Origin of the sequence: Streptomyces achromogenes subsp. achromogenes (assembly GCF_000720835.1) — a bacterium.
GTDB lineage: Bacteria > Actinomycetota > Actinomycetes > Streptomycetales > Streptomycetaceae > Streptomyces > Streptomyces achromogenes.
Genome location: NZ_JODT01000031.1, coordinates 1 through 25,841, shown reverse-complemented (window position 1 = coordinate 25,841; position 25,841 = coordinate 1). Strand labels below are relative to the sequence as shown.

Below are 25,841 nucleotides of genomic sequence, written 5' to 3'. Positions count from 1 at the left end.
CTACCATCCCAGGACTTCGGCGAGGTAACCACGGGCCGTCTTGGCGTACGTCAGCGGGTGTGCCGTCGCCGGGTTCTGTTCGGCCTCGACGACCAGCCATCCCTCGAAGCCGGCTTCCCCCAGCGTCGAGAGGACGGGCTCGAAGTCGATCGCGCCTTCCGGGTCTCCGGGCACGGTGAAGACGCCCTGCAGGATGCCCTCCTGGAAGGACAGGTGGTCGCTCCTCACCTTGTCGGCCACGGACTGGCGGACGTTCTTGAGGTGAACGTGCTTGATCCGCTGCTTGTGTTTTTCGGCGGTCTCGAGCGGGTCGTCGCCCGCGAACCGGAGATGCCCGGTGTCGAACAGCAGATGCACCTGGTCCGGGTCGGTGTCCGCCATCAACCTGTCGATGTCCGCGGCCGTCTGCACGCCGGTGCCCATGTGATGGTGGTAACAGAGCCGCATGTCTCTGTCCGCGGCGAGCTTGCCGATCTCGTTGAGCCCGCCGGTGAGGAGATCCCATTCTCTGTCGGTGAACTCGGGGCGGTGCGTGAAGACCGGGATGGGCTGCAGGTGTGACGACAGCCCGAATTCCGCGACCACGATGTCCCTGCCGCCCACTTTCTCGAGGAACTCCAGTTGCCTCTTGAAGTTCTCGATGGTCCGGTCTTTTTCGCCGATGGTGAAGTAGGTGCTCACCCAGGGCTCGGACACCTTCAGTCCGCGCAGGTCGAGTGCCTTCTTCAGTACGGCGGGGTCGGCCGGGTACTTGTGACCGATGCTGCAGCCCTGGAATCCCGCGAGCGCCATCTCGCTCACGCACTGCTCGAACGGGATCCCGATGTCGATCAGCGGGAAGTCGTCGTTCCACCACAGCGTCGGTGTGACGCCGAGTGACACCTTGTCGGGGCCCAGGTTCGGGACGGTGCTGGTCATGGCACTTTCTCCTCTTGTCAGTCCTCGAATACGGGCGGATTGACCCACGATCCGTAGCCCGGCGCCTTCGCGCCGGACGGGTGGGCGCCGATCGCCCGCCACAGCAGTCCCTCGGTGTAGGCGTCGGGGGAGACGACGAACAGGGGTTCGCGTCCGTCTCCGCCGTGCGCGCGCTCTTCCCCGGCCTGGTGTCGTCCGGACGCGGCCAGCCAGGGGCGGCTGCCCTCGGGCCGGCTGTCATCCGGGACGGCGGGCTTCGCTCCGCTGCGCCCGGGCGCCGTCCAGGCCGCCACGTCCATGCGTCCCGCCAGTTCCGGGCCGTACCAGACGCCGACGTACCAGAGCTTGACGATGCTTCCCACCACCGGATCGGCGGGGACGGCGGAGGGATCGGAAGCCATCGCCTTCTCGATCGCCTCCTGCCCTTCCTGATTCACGGCCGTCTCGTAGTACGCCTCCGCCTGACCGGTTCCCCATAGGTCGAACTCGCTGAACCCGGTCACAGTGGCAGAGAACTTCACGAATTCGCGCAGCTTGTTCTCCGCGTCCGTGCTTTGCGTCATGATCCCGCCTCCGTCGACGGTCTTAGAGCTCGAATGTCGGGCCGGCGTTCGCCCCGGAATGCCCGGTGAGCGGGTTGCGGATGAGCCGGTTCATGCTGTCGCGCATGCGGAACATCTCCCAGACCGCCTTAAGCAGAAGGTCGGGCCGGCCGTTGTAGGCCAGATTGACGCTGGTCAGGAAGGTGGCGTAGAACTGGTTGAATTCCTTGGCCGCCGCCAGGATTTCCGGGTCTGCCGCGAGATCCGCCAGCTTGATGTCCGGCTTCACCGGATAGACGGCACCCCAGTCGACGTTCAGCTCCGGGCCGGAAGGACAGTCCGGCTCATCGCCCTTCTGGTAGTACCTTCCTTTTTCCAGCTGCTGGAACCTGTAGTAGTGGGCGAGTTCATCCTGGCTGTCGAAGATGCCGCCGTGCAGCCCTTCGCCCTGCTCCGCGACGAGGGTGAGTGCCGCGACCGCGGTGTCGCGGCCCGTCACCTCGATCACGTCGCCGCCACCGGAGTAGTAGTACTCGGGGGTCACCTGGCGAGCGGGATCGCCGGTGAAAATCGTCGTCCCTGCCTGACGGGCCTGGTCCTCCAGGTGGTTGATGCCCCGGATGATCTCCTCGTAGAACTCACCGATGCTCGAGAAACGCATGGCTGGATCTCCCGGCACGAGGCCGAAGATCGTCCCGGACTCCTCGAGTTCCGCCAGTTTCGCCGGTGGCGGCGGCGCTCCGTCGGACGTCAGTCCGAGGGCCGTCCAGTCCACCGGTACGAACCGGTCCGCCTCGGTAGCCGCCTCCGGAGGCTTTTCGATCTTCAGGAACGTGTCGAGAGCCTCCCGCGAGAACGGCCGGAGGTGGACATCGAAGTAATCGGGGCCACACGGCAGACGCGTCGGGTAATTCGGCACGAATCCCGGCTTGGTGAGGTCCGGTTTCCCGCCCACGGCGTTGAGGACGTTCGCGACCAGGGTGAGGTGCAGCATCTCCTCGACGGCCACGACCCTGATGACATGCCGGGCATCCGAGTTCTTCCCCGGATGCAGCGAGTAGAGCGCGGTCAGATAGGGCGGGAGCGTCGCATGCTCCAGCTGGAGCCCCTTGTAGAGGTAGTCGTACAGCTCCTCGATGGTCTTGATCTTGGGGTCCGGAGCGGGCTCTGCCTCTGGAACGGACATGTTCCCCCAATCGTGGGCGGTGGGCGGTGGGTGGCGTCGCGGGCGACCCGCCGATCACGGTGTCGCGTGCGACGCGCCGATCGGTGAGCCGTCTACGCGCGGACGACGGCCGGCGCCTTCGCGGCACGCAGGTGCCTGACGATGTGGCCCGCGCTGCGGAAGGCGAGCGCCGCCATGGTCAGGCTGATGTTGGACGTCCCGATCGAGGGCAGGCTGCCCGGCCCGACCAGGTAGAGGTTCTCGTGGTCCCACGAGTGCTGGGTGTGGTCGACCACGGAGTGCGCCGGGTCGGTCCCCATGATGTGCGTGCCCGCCAGGTGGTTGCCGCCCACGATGTTGTACCACTGGCCGTCGTGTTCGACGGCGCTGTAGCTGTCCTTGTCGTACGTGGTCCTGTCCTCGGCGCCGAGCTTCTCGAAGATGTCGGTCGCGAGCTTGCGGGCGAACGCGGCGCCCCGCATGGTGTAGGGCGGGATCTTGAAGGACACGACCGGCTTCAGATTGCCGAGGGCATCCTTGTACCGTTCGTCCACGGTGACCGTGTTGCTGCTGTCGGGCAGCAGGTCGATCATGAAGGCCAGCAGAAGCTGCCGGGAGATCTGGTTCCCGAGTGTCCTGCGCAAGTCCCGCCCGCGCAGGCCCCGTTTGTCCACGAGTTCGACCAGGTCCGTGTAGGGCGAGCCGGTCGCCCACCCCCAGCCGTCGTTGTGGATGTCCACGCCGAATCCGGCCTGGGACGCGCGGAATCGCCCGCCGCGCAGGTCGGTGATCCCGCCCGTGCAGGTGGTGCCTCGCATCGTGCCGGCCGGCTGGGGCAGCAGACCCCAGGTCAGCAGGTACGCGTGGTCCATCAGGTTGCGGCCGATCAGCTTGCTGCGGCTCATGCGCTGCATGTCGGAGGCCAGCATGAGCCGGGCGTTCTCGATGGCGTGCGCGCAGAGGATGTACACGGTGCCCTTCACCGTGTACTCCTCGTACTTCTCGGAGTCGAGCGACTCGTATTTCTTGACGGTGATCCCGGCCACTCGTCGGTCATGCTCGTTGATCTCGACCTTGGACGCGACGGCTTGCGTCACGATCTCGACGTTGCCCCTGCTGAGCGCCTTGGCCAGCGTCTTTCCCGAGTGATATTTGGCCTGCACCGGGCAGAGCGGCACACAGTTGGTGTTGCCCTGGCAGCGCTCGCCCTCTTCCGCCTGGCTCGTGCTGACCGCGCCGACCGGGACGAAGCCCTTGCCGCCGTCGTACGCGGCGTTCGGCACGCCGTTGCGGGCCTGCGGAAAGCTCCGTACCTGGAGTGTGTATTCGTCGTCCGCCAGGGTGACCCGCATGCCGTCCACGCCCCGGGCGACCGTCTGGTCGAGATACGACAGCGGCATGCGGTGCATCGGGAACACGTATCCCTTCGGGAAATGCATTCCCAGGTATGCCTGGTCCTCGACTTCGGCGGCCACGCCCAGTTCGGCCTCGGCCTTGCGGTAGTAGGGCTCCAGGTCGTCATAGCCGAGCGGCCAGTTCAGGCCCTGGCCGTATTTGGTCCGCAGGTCGAAGTCCTCGGGAAGCATGCGCAGCGCTTTGCCCTCCCAGTGCATGGAGGTGCCGCCGAGGACCCGGGTGAAGGTGGTGTCCGTGCAGTACTCGCCCTCTTGCACGAGGTAGAAGTCGTCTCGGGGCGTGCTCGGATCCACCGGCATGGTGTCGGTGCTCCTGGGCATCCGGGCATTCGGGTTGAACGGGTACGGAGACTGGTTGTCCTTGACGACCGCGCCGTAGAACCGCGACAGGTACGACTCGTACTCGGCGAGGTCCAGGTCCTTGCCGGGGCCGGCTTCGAGAATCACCACCTTGTAGCCTGCCTGGCCCAGCTGCTCGGCGACGATGGAACCCGCCATGCCGCCACCGACGACCACGGCATCCCACTCGCCTTGCGCTGCCTCCGCGGCGCTGGTCTGCGTCGCGGCACCGGCTGGAAAGACCACCTGGTCCGTACCGTCGTAAGACATCTTTGACGCCCCTTGTCGGGTCTGGGGGTGAACTCACCCCGGTTATGGGCGAAACGCCCGCTCTCAGCCCCGACCAGCCGTCAGAACGGATGCGTCGATTCACTGGGGGATCGCGGGGAGGGCCTCGATACGAGGCTTGCATATGCCGCTGTCATTCCGGTTCACCGCAGCGGGGATCTTGCCGGTGAATCCACCGTCGGGCGTAACCGGTGAGCCTTTTCGGCGTTCGACGGGAATCCGGGACTGGTCAGGCGTAGTAGGCGCCCAGCGCCGCGTTGGCCGTGTCGCCGTCCATCCGCAGGAGTTGGGCGCGGCCGGTGAAGTAGTTGTGGACGGCCAGCGCGGCCGCCGCTCCCTCTCCCGCGGCCATGGCGATGCGACGCACCCCGCGGTACCGCACGTCTCCGGCGGCGAAGACCCCCGGCACACTGGTGGCGTACGCGGGTACGGCCGTACCGGTGACATCGGTACCCGTGGCCACGTACCCCTTGGTCAACTGGACGCCTGCGCTCTGGAGCCATTTGGTGTCCGGGTCCGCGCCGATCAGCACGTACACCGCGCGCACCGGCAGGGTCTCCAGGGAGTTGAGCGTCCGCAGCCGCACGTCGGTGAGCCGCCCGTTCGTGCCCACGTACTCGGCGATCTCGGTCTTCTCGCGGACCACGATGCCGGACTGCTTGATGCGCGCCACCAGTCGCGGCAGCATCACAGAGCCTTCGAGGGTGCCGCGGACGACCAGGGTGACCTTGGTGGACTTCTGCGCGAACATCAGCGCGGCGCGACCCGCGGTGTCGCCGGCACCGACGACCACGACCGAGTCGTCCTTGGAGACCTGCTCGGCGTCCGCGGGCAGGGCCATGTAGTAGACGCCGCGGCCCTCGTAATCGCGCTCGTGCTTCCCGCCCTGGCGGCGGGCGGCCGCTCCGCAGGCCACCACCACGGCAGCGGCGCTCAGTCCGACCGGCCGGCCGTCGTCGCGACGCGCTGTCACCTGCAGGCGCCTGAGCGGGGGCTGCCCGTCGCCGGCATCGCGCTTCTCCAGCGTCGACAGACTCTCGGCCCGGCAGGCGGGGAGCCACTCCACTTTCATGTTCAGCGCCTGGTGAAGTCCTCGCTGGGCCAGCTCACCGGCGACGATGCCGTCGGGGAAGCCGAAGTGGTTGTCGATGACGTTGACGGCGGTACCGGCCGCGCCGCCGGGCGCCTCGTTCTCGACGATCAGCACCTTGTGGCCGAACAGGCCGGCGTGGTTGATCGCCGCGGTCAGCCCCGCCGGCCCGCCGCCGACCACGACCACGTCGTAGTCGGTGCCGCCGCTGTACCTGGTCAGGTGCAGCGCCTCGGCCAGGGCGATCAGCGGCGGGTTCCGCCACTGTCGCTCATCGATCCTCACGATGACCCCCGCTTGCCCCGTGGGGCTGTCCCGGACGGCGAACGGGACGTGGTTGAGCAGCAGGAAACGGACCACGCGGTACACGGCGGCATCGCGGCGGTCGCCTTCGACCAGTACCTTCTGCTGGTCCTCGGGGGCCGTGTCGTAGAGCATCCGTTCCAGCCGCGGCCACAGGTCGTCCTCGTCCGGACGGGCAGGCAGGACCTGGATGCCGTTCTGGACCTCACCGCCGGCCCGGGTAGCGCTGTCGGACAGCAGCAGGCGCCCCGCGGGCGGAACGGCGCCGGTCTCCCGCAGCAGGTCCAGGCCCGGTCCGTCGGGCAGGTCCTCCGCCGCCACCACGGCCGCGACACGCCGTCCGGCCGACGCGGCGCCCTCCAGTACCTGCTCGGCCTCACCACGGGTGGCCGCGCTCAGCACCTCGTAGGCACCGGCGAAATAGCGCTCGATCCGTTCGGCCAGGTCCTGCGCCGACCAGCGGTCTGCGCCTGCCACCACAACGGTGGCGCGTCGGTCGGTGGTGCCGGGCATCACAGCTCCTTCAGCATCGCGGTCAGGGCACCGCGGTCCGCGAGTGCGGACGCGTGTCGAGGACGGGCGACGGCGGAGCGTCAGGGCACTGCCATGCCGCCAGTGCGGCCACCAGAAGCGGGCGGCCTCGCCCCAAGATCACTGCCCGCGGCACAACCGGCACGGAGGCGCGCGGAGCCTCACCCGATCAGCGGACGGCGCACCAGGAGGGCAACTGCTGCGCGGCCTCGGCGTCGGCGTCTGCCCTGTGCTGTCGGGGTCTCCACGTGCTGAGTGCGGTCACTGGCCGGTGCGGGGGAACGACACCTCCACCCGGCGGTTCTTCTTCCGGCCGGCCTCGGTGGCGTTGTCGGCGATCGGGTACTGCTCGCCGTAGCCGCGGACGTCGAAGGTGATGGACGGGGTGTTCAGGTCCTGGTCCAGTACGGCCTGTACGGCGTTGGCGCGCCGCTTGGACAGGGCGACGCCGTGGGTGGTGGTGCCGAGGCTGTCGGTGAAGCCGAAGACGCGGACCCGGGTGGCGCGCTGCTTCCTGATCTCCTCGGCGATGGTGGCGATGCGGGTCTTGGCCTCCTCCCCCACACTGGCGCTGTCCTTGCCGAACAGCACCTCGGCCTGGAGGGCGAAGGTCACGTCGGCGTTGGTGTCCTCGCGCCGCTCGTCGCCGCTCTGCTCCTCGACGACCAGCTTGATGTCCAGCACCTTGGCCTCGGCGAGCGTGGCGCCCTCGGGGAGCTTGAGGTCGGGGTCGGTGGGGTCGACGTCGACGGGGGCGGCGGCGGTGGGTTCGGTGAGGGGCGGCTCGCCGGGGCCGGTGGAGTCGGCGGCGGCCGGGGTGGCGGGCAGGTGCAGCAGGCACAGCAGCAGGGCGCCGGCGAGGGCGAGGCGGGGTGTGGTGGTCACGTGTGCCTCACCCGGAGACCTTGAGGCCGGCGGAGGTGAACGTCGGCAGCTGGAAGTCCAGTTCGGTCACGCCGGCCGGGGGCGCCGGGAACTGCATGAAGACGGCCAGGGTGGCGCCGGACTTCAGGGTGGTGAAGCCGGTGGTCGTCAGCGGCCGGCCCTCGGTGTCCCGCAGCACGTAGTACCGCTTCTTGCCCTTCGGGTCGACCAGCGTGGCCCCGCCGAGCGATCTGCCGTTCTTGATGATCTCGGTCTCGTTGCCGCTCAGCGCGGAGGGGATGACGGCGGTCCGGGCACCGTCGTTCTTCAGCGTGCCGTTGACCGTCACGAAACCGCCCGCGTCGCGCTCGGCGGAGGTGATCCGCAGCAACAGGCCGTCCGACCCGCGCAGTTCCGCCAGCGGCTGTTCGGACTCGCCCTCCTGGGTGCTCGGGCCCGGGCCGTCGGCGGTGGAGGCGGACGCCGGTCCGCTCGGCTTGTCGTCCCCGCCCCCGCCTCCCCCGCAGCCGGTCACCCCGGCGGCCAGACCGGCCGCAACGGTCAAGGCGACCAGCCCCCTGCGGGCCTTCGCAGCGAACCGCATGCTCATCACTGTCGCTTCCTTCGTCATCGGTCGTTCGCCGGGGAGTCGGCCAGGTGGACGTCGAAGAGGTCCTCGGGCCCCGGCAGCTCCGAGGTGTCGTCCGGCTCGGGATGCCAGACCTTGTCCTCGCAGGTGAGCGGGGGCAGCGGGGTGTCGCCGGGCTCGGGGGGCCGCTGCCCGTCCCCCGGGGGCGGGGACCCGTCCCCGGGCGACGGGGACCCCTGTCCGGGCGGTCCCGTCGGATCGCCGGACGGTCCCGTCGGGTCCCCGGGCGGCCCGGGCCGGGTCTCGGGCGGCGTGCAGAGCGGTTCTATGACGGCCCTGGCGTGCGCCGTCGCGTGCACGTTCTCGGTGCCGGGTACGACGGAGTCGCCGACGGACTTGTTCGTCCGGGCGTCGACCACATAGCTCAGCGGCGCGTCGAACGCGCAGCGCACCGCCGCGTCGTTCAGCGCGGCGAGCTGGTCGGCGCGCCAGCAGGAATCGCCGGCGCCCGCCCCCTCGAAGATGGCCCCCCAGCTCGCCGGGTCGTCCAGGTTCTCCCGCCACAGGTCCGCCAGCTGGTCGCGGGTCTCCTGCGCCGCCGCCAGGGCCGCCGCGTCCGCCGCCGTCTGGGCGCCGCCGCGGTTCACGGCCGCCTGGCCGACCGCGAGGTAGGCCAACGCGAGAAAGAGCAGGCCCGCCACCACCGTGAGGTAGATGGGGAAGGCCTGCCCCCTGTCGTGCCGTGCGTGGATCAGCCGCCGGTGACCTCGGCGATCTTGTTGGTGATCGCGTCGTAGATCGACTGGCCGATGCTCGTGCCGGTGATCGCCAGGACGATCGCGACGACCACCGCGATGATGCCGAGGTACTCCACCGCGGTCTGTCCCCGGTCGCCGCGCGCGGCCCGGGACTGCAGATACGCGGCGGTGGTGCGGAACCATTTGCTCACGGTCTTCCCCTCCAGCTTCGCCTCCGGTCCGGGCACCGTACGGCCGGCCGCCCCCGTCCCCGAAGGGCCCCAGGGCCCAACCGCGGACCCATTCGCTCCGCCGCGCCGTCATCTCACGCCACCCCCAGCCACTTGGCGGTCGCCTGGGACCTGGTGGTGCTGTGGAGCTTGGCGAAGATGCGGTTGATGTGGTTCTTGACCGTCTTCTCGCTGATGAAGCAGGCGGCGGCGATCTGCTGGTTGGTCATGCCGGACGCGATGAGGTCCATGATCTCCGCCTCCCTCTCACTCAGCCGGAACCGGGAGCGGAACGAATGTCCCACAGGTGGTTGCAACTGCGAAAGAGCCTGGGGTTCGGAAATGGCCGACTTTTCAACGGAGTTGAGGTTGGTGTGTGCAGTCGCATCGGACCGGAGTGCCGTCAGTAACGCCCTGGTCGCCCCGGGCGTCACGTGCGGGCGTCCCTCCCGTACGTCCCGTACCGCCCGCACCAGCTGTTCCGTCGTGAACTCGCCGTGCACCAGGTAGCCGCCCGCCCCCAGCCGCAGCGCCTCCCGTACGGTCTGCGTCTCGTGGCTGTAGGTGAGCATCATGACGGGGGCCAGCGGCACCAGGTGGGGCAGTGCCGAGATGCCGTCCACACCGGGCATGCGGACGTCGAGCAGGATGACGTCCGGCCGGTGCCGGAGCGCACCCTCGTACGCCTCCCGGCCGTCCCGGGCCTCGGCCACCACCGTGGTCCCGGCGCCGGCCGAGAGCAGGGCCACGAGGCCGGCCCGGACCACGGGGTTGTCGTCGGCGATCAGCAGCCGCAGGGGCGGGGTGTCCGGGGCCGGCGGTGGAAAGCCGGGCCGGGGGGTGCCGGGCAAGGGACGCATGGTGCCTCCTCTCAGGGGTTGACGGGGGTCCGGGGCGCGGGCCGGGGCAGGGGGATGTCCAGGCGTACCTCCGTGCCCCGGTCGTGCGTGCCCCTGCCGATCCGGATGCGGGCGCCCGCCTGCGCGGCCCGCTCGACCATGCCGAGCAGCCCGAAGTGACCCTGCTCGCGCAGCCGTTCCAGGGTGGTGCCGGGCGGCAGGCCGGTGCCGTCGTCGTGGATCGCGAGGCCGAGCAGGTGTCCGTCGAGCGTCACCCGTACGTCCACCCGGCCGGCGCGCGCGTGGCGGTGGGCGTTCTCCAGGGCCTCGGTGGCGATGGCGAGGACGTGCCGGGCCACGGGCGCGGGCAGGGCCGGGAAGGGGGCGGGGTGGTGTGCCGGCCAGTGGCAGGTGACCTCCAGGCCGGTGCGCCGGCCGAACTCCCGGGTCCGGTGGGCGAGGAGTCGCCACAGCGGGATCTCCTGCGGCGCCCGCTCCGGGTCCCGGCGCAGGTCGGCCAGCAGCTCCCGGGACTCCGCCGCCGCCCGGCGCGCCGAGCGGGACACCAGCTCCGCCTGCCGCCGGATGCGGGCGGGGTCCGGGGCGCCGGCCGACGCGGTCGCCGCCAGTCCGTCGGCGGCGAGGGCCACGCCGTACAGGGTCTTGGCCACGGAGTCGTGCATCTCCCTTGCCAGCCGGGCGCGTTCGGCGCTCACCGCCTCCGCCGCCGCGAGCCGGGCCCGCGCGGTGGTCAGCGCCTCGGTCGCGGCGCCGAAGCGGAGCATCAGGTTGCGCAGGGTCGAGCCCATGGCGCCCGCGATGACGCACAGGCCGGGCAGCAGCAGGGCCTCGGCGACGGGCTCGGGCCGGCCGGCCTTCAGGGCGGTGTGGACCACGAGCAGGATCAGGGCTTGCAGCGAGGCGAAGCAGGCCGCGCCGCGCCAGCTGTAGACCAGGCCGGCCAGCAGGGGGGTGCAGACGCTGACGTAGGCGAGGGTGGTGTCCGGGCCCGCCGAGACCAGGAGGAAGGAGCCGAAGAGGGTGTCGGCGGCCAGCAGGCTCGGGTGGCGCAGCAGCAGGGGGCCGAAGCGCTCCCAGTCGCGGAAGAGGACGTAGGACACCATGACGGTGACGACCACGGCCGCGCCGGCCAGGCGGACGCCCAGCCCGGGGGCCGCGTTGAGCAGGGCGGCGGGCGCCGATACGACGATCATGGCCAGCCGGAACCCGAAGACCTGCCGGCACATCGCCTGAAGAGCGCTGACCTGAAGCTTCTCGGAGGGCTTGACCGACGGAACGGGCTCGACCGGCGGGGCGGGCTCGGCCGGCGGGGTGGGCTCGGCCAACGGGCTGGGCTGGGCCAGCGGGCTGGGTTCGACCGAGAGGCCGGGCTCGACCGATAGGCCGGGCTCGACCGACAGGCCGGACTCGACCAACGGGCCGGACTCGACCAACGGGCCGGACTCGACCGACAGGCCGGGCTCGACCAACGGGCCGGACTCGACCGACAGGCCGGGCTCGACCGGCGGAACGGCCTCGGCCGGCGGAACGGGCTCGCGCGCCGCCCGGCCCGGCCGCGCCGGGAGGTGTGGGGCACCGAGACGCCCCGGCAGCGCCCAGCGCCGTCCGGCACGCAGACGCCTCGGCTCCGCCCGGCGCGGTCCGCCACCCATGCCGCGCACCCACGCCCAGCGCGGCCCGCCACCCATGCCGTGCACCCACGCCCGGAAGCCTCCGGCACCCGCCCCGCCCGGCCGTACCCCGGAACCTTGGGCACCCAGCCGCTCCGGCCACGCCCCGGGTTCCTCGGCGTCAGGACGCCCCGGCTCCGCCCGGCGTGGTCCGCCACCCATGCCGCGCACCCACGCCCAGCGCGGCCCGCCGCCCGTGCCGTGCACCCACGCCCGGAAGCCTCCGGCACCTGCCCCGCCCGGCCGTACCCCGGAGCGTTGGGCACCCACCCGCTCCGGCCGCACCCCGGAACCTTGGGCACCCACCCGCTCCGGCCACGCCCCGGGTTCCTCGGCACCAGAACGCCCCGGCCACACTCCAAGGCCCTCCGCGCCAAGACGCCCCGGTCGCGCCCCGGAGCCTTCCGCGCCAGGACGCTCCGGTCGCCCCCCGGAACCCTCCGCGCCAAGGCGCCCCGGTCGCGCCCCAAGGTCGCCGGCGCCAGGGCGCCCCGGTCCTGTCCGGCGGGGGCCGTTGCCCGTCCCGCGTAACCGCTCCAGTAAGCGCGCCCCCCTGCCCGTCACCCCCATCGCCGTCACGTCCGTCCTCACTTCCCGGTGAGCGAGCCGAAGTCGACGCCGGAGCCGAGCAGCAGGCCCGCGCCCAGCAGCAGCATCGTCGCCGGGACCATGAACGTGGTGATCATCAGCGTGGCCTTGGGCACCGCCCGCGCGGCCTTGCGGCGGGCGTTCTGGGCGTCGGTGCGCCGCATGTCCTTGGCCAGGGAGACCAGGGTGTCCACGATGGGCGCGCCCAGCTCCTCGCCCTGCTGCAACGCCGTCACGAACATCGCCACCTGCTCGGAGTCGTTGCGCCGGCGCAGCTCCGCGAAAGCCTGGCGGCGGCTCATGCCGAGGTCCATCTGGCGCAGGGTGATGCGCAACTCGTCGGCCCAGGGGCCCTCGTAGCGGGCGGCGACCCGGTCCAGGGCCTGGCGGAAGCCGAGGCCCGCGCTGACCACCACGGCCAGCACGTCCAGGAAGTCGGGCAGGGTGCGTTCGATGACCTGTCTGCGGACCCGGATCGCCGACCAGAGCCCGACCTCGGTCCACAGCGCCCCGAAGGCCAGCAGGAGCAGCGCCACGAACCACTGGCCGCGCAGCAGGAAGACCAGGAAGCCGACGCCGCCCAGCGCGCCGTAGACCGCGCGGCGGGCGGCGTAGCGGTCGATGGTCAGGCCGCCGGGGTTGCCGGCGAGGTCGATCCTGCGGCGGTAGCGGGCGACCAGCCGCGGCCCCATCAGGCGCAGCACCAGCGGTGCCCAGCGCATGCCGAGGCGGTCGACGACCGAGCCGACCACGCCGGTGCGGGTGGCGCCGACCTCCAGGGCGACGGCGAGGTCGGCGGGGAGCCGGGCGTCCGCGCGGTACATGCGCAGGCCGGCGAAGACGCCCCAGACACCGGCGCCCGTCAGCAGGGCGAGCAGGAGCTCCACGGGTCACCTCCCTCAGACGTCGATCCGGCTGAGCCGGCGGATCAGGACGAAGCCGACGGCGTACATGACGAAGGCGACGAGCACGCAGACCTGGCCGGCGGGGGAGCCGGTCATGCGGTCGAGCGCGCCGTCCTTGACGCCGTTCATCAGGAACAACGCGCCGACCCCGAGAACGGGTACGGCGTACGAGGTCATGGTCACCTGGGAGAGCTGGGTGCGGATCTCGCGCCGGGTCTCCTTGCGCTCCTCCAGCGTCTCGGTCAGGTTGCGCAGCGCCGAGACCACCTGCCCGCCCGCCCGGTTGGACAGCACCAGCGTGGTGACCAGGACGACGAGTTCCCGGGAGGGCAGCCGATCGGCCAGCTCGCCGAGGGCGTCCTCCATGGAGTGGCCGATGGTCAACTGGTCGGCGACCTTGGCCAGTTCCTCGCCGGCCGGGGCCTCCAGCTCCTCCGCGGCCATGCCGATCGCGGTGCGCAGGGCGAGGCCGGCGTGGGTGGCGTTGGCCAGGATGCGGGCGAGTTCGGGGAGTTGGCCGATGAAGCGCTCGATCCGCTTCTGCCGCTGCCAGTTGAGGAACTGCAGGGCCGCCGCGATGCCGAGGAGTCCGGCGAGCGGGCCGAAGAAGGGGGCCAGGGTGGCCTGGCCGATCAGCCACAGCGCGGCGACGGCGGCGAGCATGGCGGCGAAGAACTCGCCGGGGGTGACGCTCAGCCCGGTCGCGGCCAGGCGCCGCTCCAGCCAGCGGCCGAACCGGGTGCGGCGCAGCCGCCGGTCCAGGGCGGTGAAGCGGCGTCTGCGCCCGGTCGCGGGGGGCGGGCCGGTGTGCGCGAGGCGGTCGACGAGGGCGGCGCGCCGGGCCCGGCCCAAGGCGTAGGCGTGCACGCCGGCCACGGCCAGGACGCAGGCCAGCAGGGTGGCACCGGTGGCGAGCTGGGCGAGGGTGCTCGGTGACATGGTGGGGGTCCTACCTGGCTTCTCGGGTGGCGAGCTGGTCGGCGGAGCGGGCCACGCCGAAGGCCTGCGGGAGGGGCTGGCTCGCCATGTAGAGGCGGTCGGCGGTGCGCCGCGGGAGCGGGAAGTGCCGGAAGGCACCGTGGACCCGGCCGTCCGGGGTCATGGGCCGCGCCTCGAAACGGGCCGCGGTGGCCAGCCGGTACGGCTCCCCGCCGTGGCTGTCGAGCAGCGCGATCTCGGTGATGCGGCGGGCGCCGTCGGCGAACCGGGTGAGCTGGACGAGGACGTCGACGGCGCTGTTGATCTGGTCGTGCAGGGCGACGAAGGGCACCTCGACGTCGGACATCGAGGCGAGGGTCTGGAGCCGGGTGAGGGCGTCCTCGGCGCTGTTGGCGTGCACGGTGGCCAGCGAGCCGTCGTGGCCGGTGGACATGGCCTGGAGCATGTCCAGGGACTCGCCGCCGCGGACCTCGCCGACCACGATCCGGTCGGGCCGCATGCGCAGCGAGTTGCGGACCAGGTCACGGATGGTGACCTGGCCCTTTCCCTCCACGTTCGGCGGGCGGGACTCCAGGCGGACCACATGGCTCTGCTGGAGCTGGAGTTCGGCGGAGTCCTCGATGGTGATGATGCGTTCGTGCGGCGGGATCAGCCCGGACAGGGCGTTCAGCAGGGTGGTCTTGCCGGTGCCGGTGGCGCCCGAGACGATGATGTTGAACTTGGCCTGCACGAGGGCGGCCAGCAGGTACACCATGTGCTCGTCCAGCGAGCCGAAGCCGATCAGCTCCTGGAGGGTGAAGGAGCGCGGGAAGCGGCGGATGGTGAGCACCGGGCCGGTCAGGGACAGCGGCGGGATGATGACGTTGACCCGCTCGCCGGAGGGCAGCCGGGCGTCCACCATCGGGTTGGACTCGTCCACGCGGCGGTTGACCGTCGACACGATCCGCTCGATGGTCTGCATCAGCTGGTCGGCGGAGACGAACCGCAGGGGCAGCTGTTCTACCCGGCCGCCCCGCTCCACGAAGATCGCGTCGGGGCCGTTGACCATGATCTCGGTGATGGACGCGTCCTCCAGGAGGGGTTCGAGGATGCCGAGACCCAGCGCCTCGTCCACCACCCGTCGGATCAGCTGGGCCCGTTCGACGGTGGACAGGACCGGTCCCTCGCGGCTGATGATGTGCCCGAGCACCCGCTCCAGGCGCGCCCGGCGTTCGGCGGCGGCCAGCGCGCTCATCTCCGCGAGGTCGATCTCCTCCAGCAGCTTGGCCCGGTAGGAGGCGACCAGGTGTCCGTCCTCGCCCCGGCTGCCGTGCTCCTCCGGAGCGCTGATGCGTGCCCGCAGGCTCATGGGTCTGTCGCCTCCTTTGTCAGTGGTCGAGCGGCATGGTCGCGGACTTGGTGGCGTCGCCCAGGTCCCACACGAGGGCGGGGATGCGGACGGTGGCGGTGACGGTCACCGTGTCCTCGCCCTCGGCGGCCGAGCAGGACACGTCCAGCACGCCGCTCACCGCGTCGGCGCAGGCCTCGGCGTAGGACCGGTCCAGGGACGCGGCCCGCGCCCCGGCCCGGGCCGCCGTACCGGCCTGCTCGGCGGCGTAGGCGACGGCACCGAGCTGGACCCCGGCCAGTCCGACGATCAGCAGGACGGGGATGAACCCCAGGTATTCGAGGGCGACTTGCCCCCGGTCGCGCGCTCGCCTCCCGGCGCGTGTCCAGGGGTACGGCGTCTCGGCGCGCGCTCGGCGGTACGGCATCTCAGCGTGTCACCTCCTCCACGGCCCCGGCGTGGCCGTGCACGGTGGCGGGGAAGGAGATCACGCCCGGGAAGAGGACCGGGACCCTGACGGAGACGTCGGCCGTGACGTGGCCGGAGGTGCTGCACCGCACCGACGCGTCCCCCCGCCAGGCCCCCGACAGGTGCTTGAGCCCGGCCTCGGCGCAGGCGGCCTGCCGGGCGCCGCCCCGGGGCGCCGCCGTGGCGGCCCGCACCGCCTCGTCGGCCGCGTTCCCGGCGAGCGTGAAGGTGTAGCCCACCAGCACGGCCTGCCACATCAGCACCAGCGTCAGCAGGATCAGCGGGGTCATGCCGAGCAATTCGACGCTGACCTGTCCCCGGTCCCCGGCTGCCCGGACCGCGTCTCCCCCGACCCCGTCTCCCCGGTCCCCGTCCGGCCTTCCCATGGCGCCGCTCATTCCTTCCGCCGCCTGAAGCCCACCGCGGCCCGGCCGGTTCCCCGGTGCGAGGGCTGCTCCCCCGCCCTGGCCAGTCCCAGCTCCGCCGCGAGCGCCCACAGTGCCTGCTTCACCGTGCTCCTGCCGTCGAGTTCGTGCAGCCGTCCGGCGTCCACGACCCCTTGCAACTCCTTGAAGGCCGCGGGGACGGCGGTCCGGGCGAGCGCGGTGCCGGTGATGCGCTGCACCAGCGCGGGCTGGATCTCCGTACCGCGCGTGTGCCGGTTGACGACGACCGTGGTCTCCTCGGCCTTGCGGATCTGGAGCCGGTCCCACATCCGTACGGTGCGTTTGGCGGCGCGTACGGCGATCACGTCCGGGGTGGTGACCAGCAGCGCGGTGTCGGCCGTCTCGACGGCCGCGGCGCCGGCCCCGCTCAGCTGGGCGCCGCAGTCCACGACCACGGCCTCGTAGCGCGAGCGCAGGGCGCCGATCAGCTGCCGGGCGGCCCGGTCGGTGACCTCCTCGCCGCGTTCGCCCTCGGCGGGCGCGAGGAGCAGGGCGAGCCCGGTGTCGTGGCGGAAGACGGCGTCGGCCAGGACGCGCGGCGAGATGTCGGTGATGGCGGCGAGGTCGGCCACCGACCGGCGGAACTGGACGTCCAGGTAGGAGGCGATGTCGCCGCTCTGCAGGTCCAGGTCGACCAGCGCGGTGGCGCGGCCGGAGGCCTGGGCGGCGAGGGCCAGCTGGACGGCGGTCAGCGTGGCGCCGACGCCCCCCTTGGCGCCGCTGACCGTGACGACGGTGCCCCCGGCCCCGGCGGGCGTCTCCGCCCCGTGCCCGAGGTGGCGCCGTACCCCCGCCGACCACTGGGCGACCGCCTGCACCCGGCCGGCCAGTTCCTCGTACGACAGCGGGAGTCCGACCAGGCCGCGGGCGCCGGAGTCCATGGCGGCGGCGAACAGGCCGGGGCTCGCGTCGCTGGTGACGAGGACGACGCCGGCGGCCGGGAAGCGCAAGGCGACCTCGCGGATCAGCTCCAGCGCCGGTACGGGGCCGATGCGTTCGTGGACGACGACGACCTCGGGCAGCTCGTCGACCGACTCGGCGGCCAGCCGGGCGAGGGTGTCCACCAGCTGGGTGGAGTCGGTGACCGGGGGCTGCGGTTCGGCGTCGGGGAGCTGGCTGAGCAGCGTGGTGAGGGAGCGGACGGCGTCCGGGTCCGCGCCGGCCGGGAGGATCCTGGTGGGCATGGCCGCCTCTCACTTGTCCGTCGCGAGTTCGTAGGTGCGGTCCTGGTCGGGGACGCTGGTCTCGCTGCCGGGTGCCACGAGCGCGAGCCGGACGCGCTGGGCGAAGGACTCGGCGTAGGTGACGCGCTGGGCGTCGAGGGTGGACAGCGCGAAGGTGATGGGAACGGCGTCGGTGGGCCGGCGGCGGCTGTCGTCGTCGGGTTCGAGGGCGGTGATCCGGCCGACGTCGAGCACCCGGGCGTTGGTGACGATGATCTTCGACTGGTCCGGGTCGCCCTCCTTGCGTCCCTCGAAGGTGGCGTAGACGTTGACGCGCGAGCCGGGGGTGATCTTCCCGGCCACGCCGGTCGCCGCGTCGATCATGATGGCGACCTCCTGCTGGCCGGGCTGGAGGGCGGGCCGGTCCACGATCATGTCGGTCTGGAGCAGGGAGCCCGCGCGCAGGGTGGTCACCGCGATCTTGCCGCGGATCTGCGCCAGGTCGGTGACGGCGTTGCCGGACAGCCACCGCCTGGGCATCTCGACCTTCTCGAACTGGTCCGCGTCCAGGGTGGTGTACGGCTTCACCTCGGACCTGACCCGGTAGGCGGTGGTCTCGGGTCCGACCTTGGTGTTCACGTCGTGGACGAAGGAGAGCACGCCGGCGAACGCGCCCAGAGCGCACAGGGCCGACAGGATCAGCAGTATCACGCCGCGGCGCTGACGGGAGTTCATGGACCGTGCAACCTCATCGGGGGGATCGACTCGAGCGGGACGGGTCAGGTTCGCGCAGGTCAGGCGGGCGTTCGCGCTTCCAGGGCGCGGGGGGACGCGGAGACTTGGGAGATGGCGCCGCAGAAGACGCAGCGGTCGCCTATGACGTCGAGGCCGCACCAGTGACAGCGGGTCTGCCGTACGGAGGTGACCAGTTGGTACAGGACGGACAGGTCGGCGAGGTAGCCGCAGAACTCGACCAGGCGGCCGGTCCCCCACCAGACCGGGGACTCGGCGGGCAGCGGGGCCTCGCGCACCCCGTGCACGCCCCACCGGGTGCCGAGGCCGGCGACCCAGTCGCTGTGCGACTGCCCCTTGGCGACGAGCATCCAGGTGCCGAACTCCGGTCCCTTGAGGGTGGCTTCGGGGCCGACCCTGACGACCTGCGGTTCGGGGTGGGCGAGGACGGCGAACTGGCTGCCGGGCACCCATGATCTGGCGTGCGCCTTCAGCCCGACCGGGACGCGGTCCAGCCGGGCGACCGAGCCGAGGACGGCGCCGGCGTGGATGTAGTGGGTGAGCAGCCGCCCGGCGGAGGCGAGCACGCCCGGGCTCAGCTCGCAGGAGGCGAGCTGGCGTAACTGCCGGGCCAGGACGGCGACGCCGAGCGGGGGCAGGGCGGGCCGGAACAGGGCGATGCGGTCGCTCTCCAGCAGCGCGCGCAGGGTGTGCAGCCGCCGGACGACCGGCTCCGGGGTGGCCTCGGAACAGACGACGACCACGTATCCGTACTGCTCGGTGAGCCGGTGGAGTCCGGCGAGGCCCTCGTCCAGCGGCCCGCGGTCGAGTCCGGTCAGCACGACGGCGGGCACGGTCCGCTCGTCCTGCGCCGGCAGCGCCATGTCGGCGCTGGTCACGGCAATGGCTGTTGGCACGCGCAGCTCTCCGCTCTTCCCATCCGTCGGCCCACCGGCATCACTCCGGTGCGCCGGGACGACTTCATTGCGTGACTACCCGAGCACTGTATCCACGGCCGTATCACCGGGAGAACAGCGTGGGGGAAGCCGGTGGGGAACTCTCCCGCCGCAAGCCCCGCCAAACCAGGACAGGTTGAGCCGCCGGGCCGGCACGGGTTGAGCCGTCGACTCGGAACCAATCCGGTCTGGACCTCTTGACACCCCGGATTGGTCTGGACCAACTTGTAGGGCGAGCGGTGGCCACCGTCCTCTCTCTCCCCTCTTCTCCCCTGCCCGACTCCCCACCGGAGGCTTCAGTGGACCGCGCACCAGGCATATCCAGACCCACCGGACGGCGCCTCGCGGCATGGTCCGCCGCCACCGCCCTGGCCCTTTCGGTCGCGGGCCTCGCCGCGGCCTCCCCCGCCTCGGCGGCGGACGTGAACAACGTGCGGAACGCGGGCTTCGAGTCGGGCCTCACCGACTGGACGTGCACGGCCGGCAGCGGCGCGACGGTCACGTCCCCCGTGCACGGCGGCACCGGCGCGCTGAAGGCGACCCCGGCCGGCCAGGACACCGCCAAGTGCTCCCAGACGGTCGCGGTCAAGCCCAACTCGACGTACACGCTGAGCGCGTGGGTCCAGGGCGGCTACACCTACCTGGGCGTGACGGGCACGGGCACCACGGACGTCTCCACCTGGACCCCCGACACGCCGTCCTGGAAGCAGCTCCAGACGACGTTCACCACCGGCTCCTCCACCACCTCGGTCACGGTCTACACCCACGGCTGGTACGGCCAGGCGGCCTACTACGCCGACGACCTCTCCGTCTACGGCCCCGACGGCGGCGGTGGCGGCAACCCGTCCCCCACGGTCCCGGCCGCCCCCGCCGGCCTGACCGTCACCGGGACGACGTCGTCCTCGGTCTCCCTGTCCTGGTCGGCGGTGACCGGCGCGACGGGCTACAACGTCTACCGCGACGGTACGAAGGTCACGGCGGTGTCGGGCACCTCGGCGACGGTGACCGGCCTCGCGGCCTCCACGGCGTACTCCTTCCAGGTGACGGCCACCAACGCGGCGGGCGAGTCGGCGAAGTCGGCGACCGTGACCGGCACGACGACCGCCGGCTCGGGCGGCGGGGGCGGCGGCTCCCTGCCCAAGCACGCGGTGACCGGCTACTGGCAGAACTTCAACAACGGGGCCACGGTCCAGAAGCTGTCGGACGTCCCCGCCGCCTACGACATCATCGCGGTGTCCTTCGCGGACGCCACGTCGACCCCGGGCGCGGTGACCTTCAACCTGGACTCGGCCGGCCTCGGCGGTTACACGGTCGACCAGTTCAAGGCGGACATCAAGGCCAAGCAGGCGGCCGGCAAGAAGGTCATCATCTCGGTCGGCGGCGAGAAGGGCTCGGTGTCGGTCAGCGACGCCAACTCGGCCGCCAACTTCGCGAACTCCGTGTACGGCCTGATGCAGACGTACGGCTTCGACGGCGTCGACATCGACCTGGAGAACGGCCTGAACGCGACGTACATGACGCAGGCCCTGCGGTCCCTGTCGGCGAAGGCGGGCCCGTCCCTGATCATCACGATGGCCCCGCAGACGATCGATATGCAGTCGACGTCGAACTCGTACTTCCAGACGGCCCTGAACGTCAAGGACATCCTGACGGTCGTCAACATGCAGTACTACAACAGCGGTTCGATGCTGGGCTGTGACGGCAAGGTCTACAGCCAGGGCACGGTCGACTTCCTCACCTCGCTGGCCTGCATCCAGCTGGAGGGCGGCCTGTCCCCGTCCCAGGTCGGCCTCGGCCTGCCGGCCTCCACCCGCGCGGCGGGCGGCGGCTACGTCTCCCCGGCGGTCGTCAACAACGCCCTGGACTGCCTGACCAAGGCCGCCAACTGCGGCACCTTCAAGCCGTCCAAGACCTACCCCGACCTGCGCGGCGCGATGACCTGGTCCACCAACTGGGACGCGGCCTCGGGCAACGCCTGGTCCACCAGCGTGGGAGCCCACGTCCACGCCCTCCCGTAACCGCCCCCGTCCCCTCCCCCGGCGCCCGGACCACCCCACGGTCCGGGCGCCGCCGCGTACGCCCCGAGATGGCCGGACTCGATCCCTCGCCCGGGTATCGCGTTGGCCCCACCGCCACAGCGGTGTGATGATCCCGGCCATGGCCGAACACGGGGGAGAGACCGACTCGGTGGGGCAGACACGCAGGTCACGGTTGTACGACTACGTGGACGCGTCCGAGCCCCGCCGACAGAGGCCGCCGAGGAAAGCGCGCGCGCAAGGCGCGAGTCGGCGGCGCTACCGGGTGAGTTCCGATGTACGGGGGATCGTGCCGGATGGGGTGGCGGTGGACGCCGACGGCGGGACGGGGGACGTGCGGTGAGCGGAGGCGGGGGCAAGGACCTGACGACGCAGGGGCTGGGCCTGATCGCGCAGGGTCTGACCGAGGCGCTGGGGGAGCTGAAGGAGCTGGGGATGGACAGCCGGGCGGGGGCCGGGCGGGGCTTTTCCGGTCTGGCGCTGTCGGGTCTGGAACTGGGTCATCAGGGGTTGACGGATGAGTTCGCGTCGTTCTGCGAGCGCTGGGAGTGGGGGGTGCGGGCGCTGGTGGTCGAGGGGAACGACTTCGCGGCGAAGACGGGTCTGGCGGCGGGCACGTACCACGAGACGGACCAGTACGTGAGGGGTGCTTTCAAGGTCGCCGGGAACGCGGTCGTGGGCAACCCGTACGCCTCCGAGGAGGAGGTGCAGAACAGGAGCTGGGATCAGATCGTGGACTCCGGTTCGGGGGTGGATTACAGCCAGGAGTCGTTCCGGCAGGCGTGGGCGAACAGCAGGCAGGGCTGGGCGGACGCCTCCTATGAGGTGCTGACCTCCGACCAGGCCGCCCTGCCGGGCCTGGACCGGGAGGACATGCAGGAGAGGTTCGGTGTCTCGGCCGAGCGGTACGAGGAGATGCTGGCCGAGACCTTCGACCCCTCCCCCGAGTCCCGCGCGCGGGCCGCCGGCCAGGCGGGGGGTGAGGGCTGATGGGCCTGGGGAACATCACCAACAAGATCCTTGACGGCGGTGAGCACCTGGTCGACGGCGGCAAGAAGTGGCTGGGCAAGGGTGTCGACTACACCACCGACAAGATCGGTGAGGGCCTGGACCGTCTCGGGGCGCACCAGTGGGCCGACGTGGTGGAGGACTGGGGAGACGGGGTCGCCTCCGATCTGGGGGCCACGCCGGGTGAGCAGCAGCTCGGTGAGAGCGAGGAGGCCGACGAGCTCGTCCACGGCAGCCCGTCGAAGATCCGTGAGGCCGCCAAGCACCTGCGGGACTTCCACGGTGCGTTCGACCGGGTCGGACAAGGGCTGAGGAAGGTCGACTCCTCCGGCTGGCAGGGTGAGGGCGGGGACGCCTTCCGTGAGAAGTTCGGTGTGCACCCGGCCAAGTGGGCGCAGGCGGCCGAGGCGTGCCGGACGGCGGCCGGCGCGCTGGAGGCGTACGCCGACACCGTCACGTGGGCGCAGAAGCAGGCCGAGGAGGCCGTCCGCCGGTACAACAAAGGCGTAAAGGCGTCCAAGGAGGCGTTCGAGGCCCACCAGGAGAAGGTCGCCGCCTACAAGGCGAAAGCGGACGCGGGTGAGGACCCCGGGCCCTCGCCGGGCGAGTTCCAGGACCCGGGCAAGGCCGATGTGCAGGCCGCGTTCCACCAGCTGGCCAAAGCCCGCGAGCAGCGCAACACCGCCGCCACCGACGCTCAGGCCAAGGTCCGCTCGGCTATGGCACACGCACCGGCCGAACCCCCGCCACTGGAGCGCCTGAAGACCGACGTGATGGACGGGGCCGTGGCCACGAGCCTGGAACTGTCCCACTTCGCCGGCGGGATGATCAAGGGCACCGCCGGCCTGGTCACCTTCGTCCGCGGGGTCAACCCCGTCGACCCCTACAATCTCACCCACCCCGCCGCCTACCTGCAGAACGTCAGCATGACGCTCTCCGGCCTGGTCACCACCGCCGCCCACCCCGACCAGGCCGCGAAAGCCATGTGGGACACCTTCCGCAAAGACCCCTCCGAGTTCCTCGGCCGCCTCGTACCCGAACTCATCGGAAGCAAGGGCGCCGGACTGGCACGCGGCGGACTGCGCCTCGGACTGAAGAGAGGCGTGGAGGAAGCCGCTGAGCAAGGGGCGCGCAAGGGCGCCCGCAACGCGGTCGGACAAGGCGCGGAGGACGCGGCCGGAAAGTCGGCCCGGGACACGGTCGAGAACGACCCGCCGAAGCACTCTCACGACCAGAACAGCACCAAGGGCTGCGGCGACCCGGTCAACGTGGCCACCGGCAGGATGTACCTGCCGCAGACGGACGTCACGCTCCCCGGCGTACTCCCCCTGCTGCTGACCCGCCGGGTGGAGTCCGGCTACCACCTGGGCCGCTGGTTCGGCCCCTCCTGGTCCTCCACCCTGGACGAGCGCCTGGAGGTCGACGCGGAGGGAGTCGTCTACGTCACGGAGGACGGCCTCCTTCTCTCGTACCCCCACCCGGCACCCGGCCTGCCCACCTTGGCGAGCCACGGCCCCCGCCTCACCCTGGACCGGGTGGACGGCGGCTACACGATCACGGACCCGCACACCGGCCGGGTACGCCACTTCGCCGACCGAGGCCCGGACCTGGCCCTCCTGGAACAGATCGACGACCGCAACGGCAACTGGATCACCTTCGAGTACGACACCGAAGGCACCCCGCGCGGCGTGCACACGAGCGCCGGCCAGGGCGTCCGCGTCACAACGGAATCGGGCCGCGTCACGGCGTACCATCTGGCCGCGACCGGCGAGGAACTGAAGCGCTTCGGCTACACGGACGGCAACCTGACGGAGGTCGTCAACTCCTCCGGCCTGGCGCTGCGTTTCGGCTACGACGACCGGGGCCGGGTGACGTCCTGGACGGACACGAACGACCGCGGCTACACCTACGATTACGACGAGCAGGACCGCTGCGTCGCGGAGGCCGGCGAGGCGGGCCACATGGCGCTGCGCCTGAGCTACGGCGACCCGGACCCGGAGACGGGCCTGCGGACGACAACGGTGACGACGGCCGAGGGTCACACCCGACGCTACCTGGTCAACGACACCTGGCAGGTGGTCGCGGAGACCGACCCGCTCGGCGCGACCACCCACTACCGCCGGGACCGCCACCATCGCCTGCTGTCCATCACCGACCCGCTGGGCCACACCACGGCGTTCGAGTACGACGAGGCGGGCAACCTGACGCGGGTGGTCCGCCCGGACGGCCGCGAGACGAGGGCGGAGTACAACGCTCTGGGCCTGCCGGTGAGGGTGGTGAACGCGGACGGCACGGTGATCCGCCAGACGTACGACGAGCGGGGCAACCGCACGTCGGTGACGGACCCGGCCGGTCAGACGACCCGCTTCACCTACACGGAGGCCGGCCACCTGACCTCGGTGACGGACCCGCTGGGCCACACGACAACGGTCGTCTGCGACCGCACGGGCCTCCCGGTGCAGGTGACGGACCCCCTGGGCGCGACCACCCGCTGTGAACGCAACGCCCTCGGCCTCCCGACCGCGATCACGGACCCGGCCGACGCGACGACCCGCCTGGAATGGACGGTGGAGGGCCGGCTGACCCACCGCACGGCCCCCGACGGCACGACGGAGACGTGGACGTACGACGGCGAGGGCAACTGCACCACCCACACCGACCCCCTCGGCGGCGTCACCCGCTTCGAGTACACCCACTTCGACCTGCTGACCGCCCGCACCGGCCCGGACGGCGTCCGCTACGAGTTCACCCACGACACCGAGCTGCGCCTGACGAAGGTCACCAACCCGCAGGGCCTGACCTGGACGTACGAGTACGACCCTGCAGGCCACCTGGCCCGGGAAACGGACTTCGACCACCGCACGCTGACGTACGAGTACGACGCGGCAGGCCGTTTGGCGGCACGGCGGAACGCCCTCGGCGAGGAGACGACGTTCGCCCGCAACGCCCTCGGCCAGGTACTCCGCAAGACCACACCAAACGGCACCACGACGTACGCCTACGACCTGACCGACCAACTCGCCCACGCGGTAGGCCCGGACGGCACGACTGTGTCCCTCCTGCGCGACCGCCACGGCCGCCTGCGCTCGGAGACGGTCGACGGCCGCACGGTGACGTACACCTACGACGCCCTGGGCCGCCGCATCAGCCGGGTAACCCCGACCGGGGCGAAGACGACGTGGACGTACGACGCGGCGGGCCGCCGCACAGCCATGGTGGCATCGGGCCGGACGATCGACTTCACGTACGACGAGGCCGGGCACGAACTGAAGCGCCTGGTCGGCGGAACGATCACCCTGGAGCAGTCCTTCGACCCGCTGGGCCGCCTGACGACCCAGTCGGTGACCGGCGCCGGCGGCCGGAGGGTCCAGCACCCTGGACGCGACGGGCAGAGTGACGGCGGTCCACGCGGCAGGCTGGACGGAACGCTACGCCTACGACGAGGCAGGCAACCAGACCGAAGCCGCCTGGCCGGCGACCCACCCCGGAGCGGAGTCGACGGGCCCCCGCTCCTACACCGGCACGCGCATCACCCGGGCCGGCAACGTCCGCTACGAACACGATGCCCTGGGCCGCATCACCCTGCGCCGGAAGACCCGCCTGTCCCGCAAGCCGGACACCTGGCACTACGAATGGGACGCCGAGGACCGCCTGACGTCGGTGGTGACACCGGACGGCACCCGCTGGCGCTACACCTACGACCCCCTGGGCCGCCGCACCGCCAAACTCCGC

General features: G+C 71.5%; 21 protein-coding genes and 1 pseudogene. 3 read left to right on the top strand and 19 right to left on the bottom strand.

The window, feature by feature from the left end; translation table 11 throughout:
- From iolE to IH25_RS0127925, 19 genes are all read right to left on the bottom strand, one after another.
- Positions 1 to 918: a myo-inosose-2 dehydratase gene (gene iolE / locus IH25_RS0128015; RefSeq protein WP_030616464.1), complete on the bottom strand. Its 918-nt coding sequence runs from the start codon at positions 916 to 918 to the stop codon at positions 1 to 3.
- 17 nt (positions 919 to 935) lie between these two features.
- The gene (locus IH25_RS0128010; RefSeq protein ID WP_030616461.1) at positions 936 to 1,481 is read right to left on the bottom strand and encodes a hypothetical protein; all 546 of its coding nucleotides are present in this window, start codon (positions 1,479 to 1,481) and stop codon (positions 936 to 938) included.
- Positions 1,482 to 1,503: 22 nt separating this feature from the next.
- Positions 1,504 to 2,646 carry a ferritin-like domain-containing protein gene (locus tag IH25_RS0128005; RefSeq protein ID WP_051754159.1) on the bottom strand — a complete coding sequence of 381 codons (1,143 nt, stop codon included), beginning with the start codon at positions 2,644 to 2,646 and terminating at the stop codon, positions 1,504 to 1,506.
- 92 nt (positions 2,647 to 2,738) lie between these two features.
- Positions 2,739 to 4,649: a GMC family oxidoreductase gene (locus tag IH25_RS0128000; protein WP_107058482.1), complete on the bottom strand. Its 1,911-nt coding sequence runs from the start codon at positions 4,647 to 4,649 to the stop codon at positions 2,739 to 2,741.
- Positions 4,650 to 4,896: 247 nt separating this feature from the next.
- Entirely contained in the window at positions 4,897 to 6,573 is a 1,677-nt protein-coding gene (locus tag IH25_RS38680) for an NAD(P)/FAD-dependent oxidoreductase (protein ID WP_051754158.1), read from the bottom strand.
- A gap of 279 nt (positions 6,574 to 6,852) precedes the next feature.
- Complete coding sequence (locus IH25_RS0127990; RefSeq protein ID WP_030616450.1) at positions 6,853 to 7,476, bottom strand: OmpA family protein; 624 nt, start codon at positions 7,474 to 7,476, stop codon at positions 6,853 to 6,855.
- A gap of 7 nt (positions 7,477 to 7,483) precedes the next feature.
- Positions 7,484 to 8,065, bottom strand: coding sequence for a hypothetical protein (locus IH25_RS0127985; RefSeq protein ID WP_030616448.1), 582 nt, complete (start codon positions 8,063 to 8,065; stop codon positions 7,484 to 7,486).
- Between the two features lie 17 nt (positions 8,066 to 8,082).
- Complete coding sequence (locus IH25_RS0127980) at positions 8,083 to 8,799, bottom strand: pilus assembly protein TadG-related protein (RefSeq protein WP_030616445.1); 717 nt, start codon at positions 8,797 to 8,799, stop codon at positions 8,083 to 8,085.
- Positions 8,796 to 8,993, bottom strand: a complete 198-nt coding sequence (locus IH25_RS0127975; RefSeq protein WP_030616442.1) for a Flp family type IVb pilin — start codon at positions 8,991 to 8,993, stop codon at positions 8,796 to 8,798. The genes IH25_RS0127980 and IH25_RS0127975 overlap by 4 nt, the downstream gene beginning before the upstream one ends.
- 113 nt (positions 8,994 to 9,106) lie before the next feature.
- Positions 9,107 to 9,871 (bottom strand): response regulator, encoded by a 765-nt coding sequence (locus IH25_RS0127970; protein ID WP_030616439.1) that lies wholly within the window; start codon positions 9,869 to 9,871, stop codon positions 9,107 to 9,109.
- Between the two features lie 11 nt (positions 9,872 to 9,882).
- A complete protein-coding gene (locus IH25_RS0127965; protein WP_342447381.1) occupies positions 9,883 to 11,559 on the bottom strand; it encodes a sensor histidine kinase in 1,677 nt (558 codons plus the stop codon).
- A gap of 569 nt (positions 11,560 to 12,128) precedes the next feature.
- Positions 12,129 to 13,016 carry a DUF5936 domain-containing protein gene (locus IH25_RS0127960; protein WP_030616434.1) on the bottom strand — a complete coding sequence of 296 codons (888 nt, stop codon included), beginning with the start codon at positions 13,014 to 13,016 and terminating at the stop codon, positions 12,129 to 12,131.
- A gap of 12 nt (positions 13,017 to 13,028) precedes the next feature.
- A complete protein-coding gene (locus IH25_RS0127955; RefSeq protein ID WP_030616431.1) occupies positions 13,029 to 13,973 on the bottom strand; it encodes a type II secretion system F family protein in 945 nt (314 codons plus the stop codon).
- A 10-nt stretch (positions 13,974 to 13,983) separates the two neighbouring features.
- Positions 13,984 to 15,321 carry a CpaF family protein gene (locus tag IH25_RS0127950; protein ID WP_030616428.1) on the bottom strand — a complete coding sequence of 446 codons (1,338 nt, stop codon included), beginning with the start codon at positions 15,319 to 15,321 and terminating at the stop codon, positions 13,984 to 13,986.
- A gap of 19 nt (positions 15,322 to 15,340) precedes the next feature.
- Positions 15,341 to 15,727, bottom strand: coding sequence for a TadE/TadG family type IV pilus assembly protein (locus IH25_RS0127945; RefSeq protein WP_030616425.1), 387 nt, complete (start codon positions 15,725 to 15,727; stop codon positions 15,341 to 15,343).
- A gap of 1 nt (position 15,728) precedes the next feature.
- Positions 15,729 to 16,058 carry a pilus assembly protein gene (locus IH25_RS0127940; protein WP_245172899.1) on the bottom strand — a complete coding sequence of 110 codons (330 nt, stop codon included), beginning with the start codon at positions 16,056 to 16,058 and terminating at the stop codon, positions 15,729 to 15,731.
- Between the two features lie 104 nt (positions 16,059 to 16,162).
- A complete protein-coding gene (locus IH25_RS0127935) occupies positions 16,163 to 17,398 on the bottom strand; it encodes an AAA family ATPase (RefSeq protein ID WP_030616417.1) in 1,236 nt (411 codons plus the stop codon).
- Between the two features lie 9 nt (positions 17,399 to 17,407).
- Positions 17,408 to 18,112, bottom strand: coding sequence for a Flp pilus assembly protein CpaB (cpaB, locus tag IH25_RS0127930; RefSeq protein ID WP_030616414.1), 705 nt, complete (start codon positions 18,110 to 18,112; stop codon positions 17,408 to 17,410).
- 59 nt (positions 18,113 to 18,171) lie between these two features.
- Complete coding sequence (locus IH25_RS0127925) at positions 18,172 to 18,993, bottom strand: hypothetical protein (RefSeq protein WP_245172903.1); 822 nt, start codon at positions 18,991 to 18,993, stop codon at positions 18,172 to 18,174.
- Between the two features lie 371 nt (positions 18,994 to 19,364).
- On the opposite strand from IH25_RS0127925, the gene IH25_RS0127920 reads away from it, so the two are divergent.
- The 3 genes and pseudogenes from IH25_RS0127920 to IH25_RS43025 form a co-directional block, all read left to right on the top strand.
- Positions 19,365 to 21,083 (top strand): chitinase, encoded by a 1,719-nt coding sequence (locus IH25_RS0127920; protein ID WP_037655731.1) that lies wholly within the window; start codon positions 19,365 to 19,367, stop codon positions 21,081 to 21,083.
- A gap of 357 nt (positions 21,084 to 21,440) precedes the next feature.
- Entirely contained in the window at positions 21,441 to 22,091 is a 651-nt protein-coding gene (locus tag IH25_RS0127910; RefSeq protein ID WP_030616402.1) for a hypothetical protein, read from the top strand.
- Positions 22,091 to 25,841: pseudogene (locus IH25_RS43025) on the top strand (putative T7SS-secreted protein); the annotation flags it as partial. The gene IH25_RS0127910 and the pseudogene IH25_RS43025, both read left to right, overlap by 1 nt.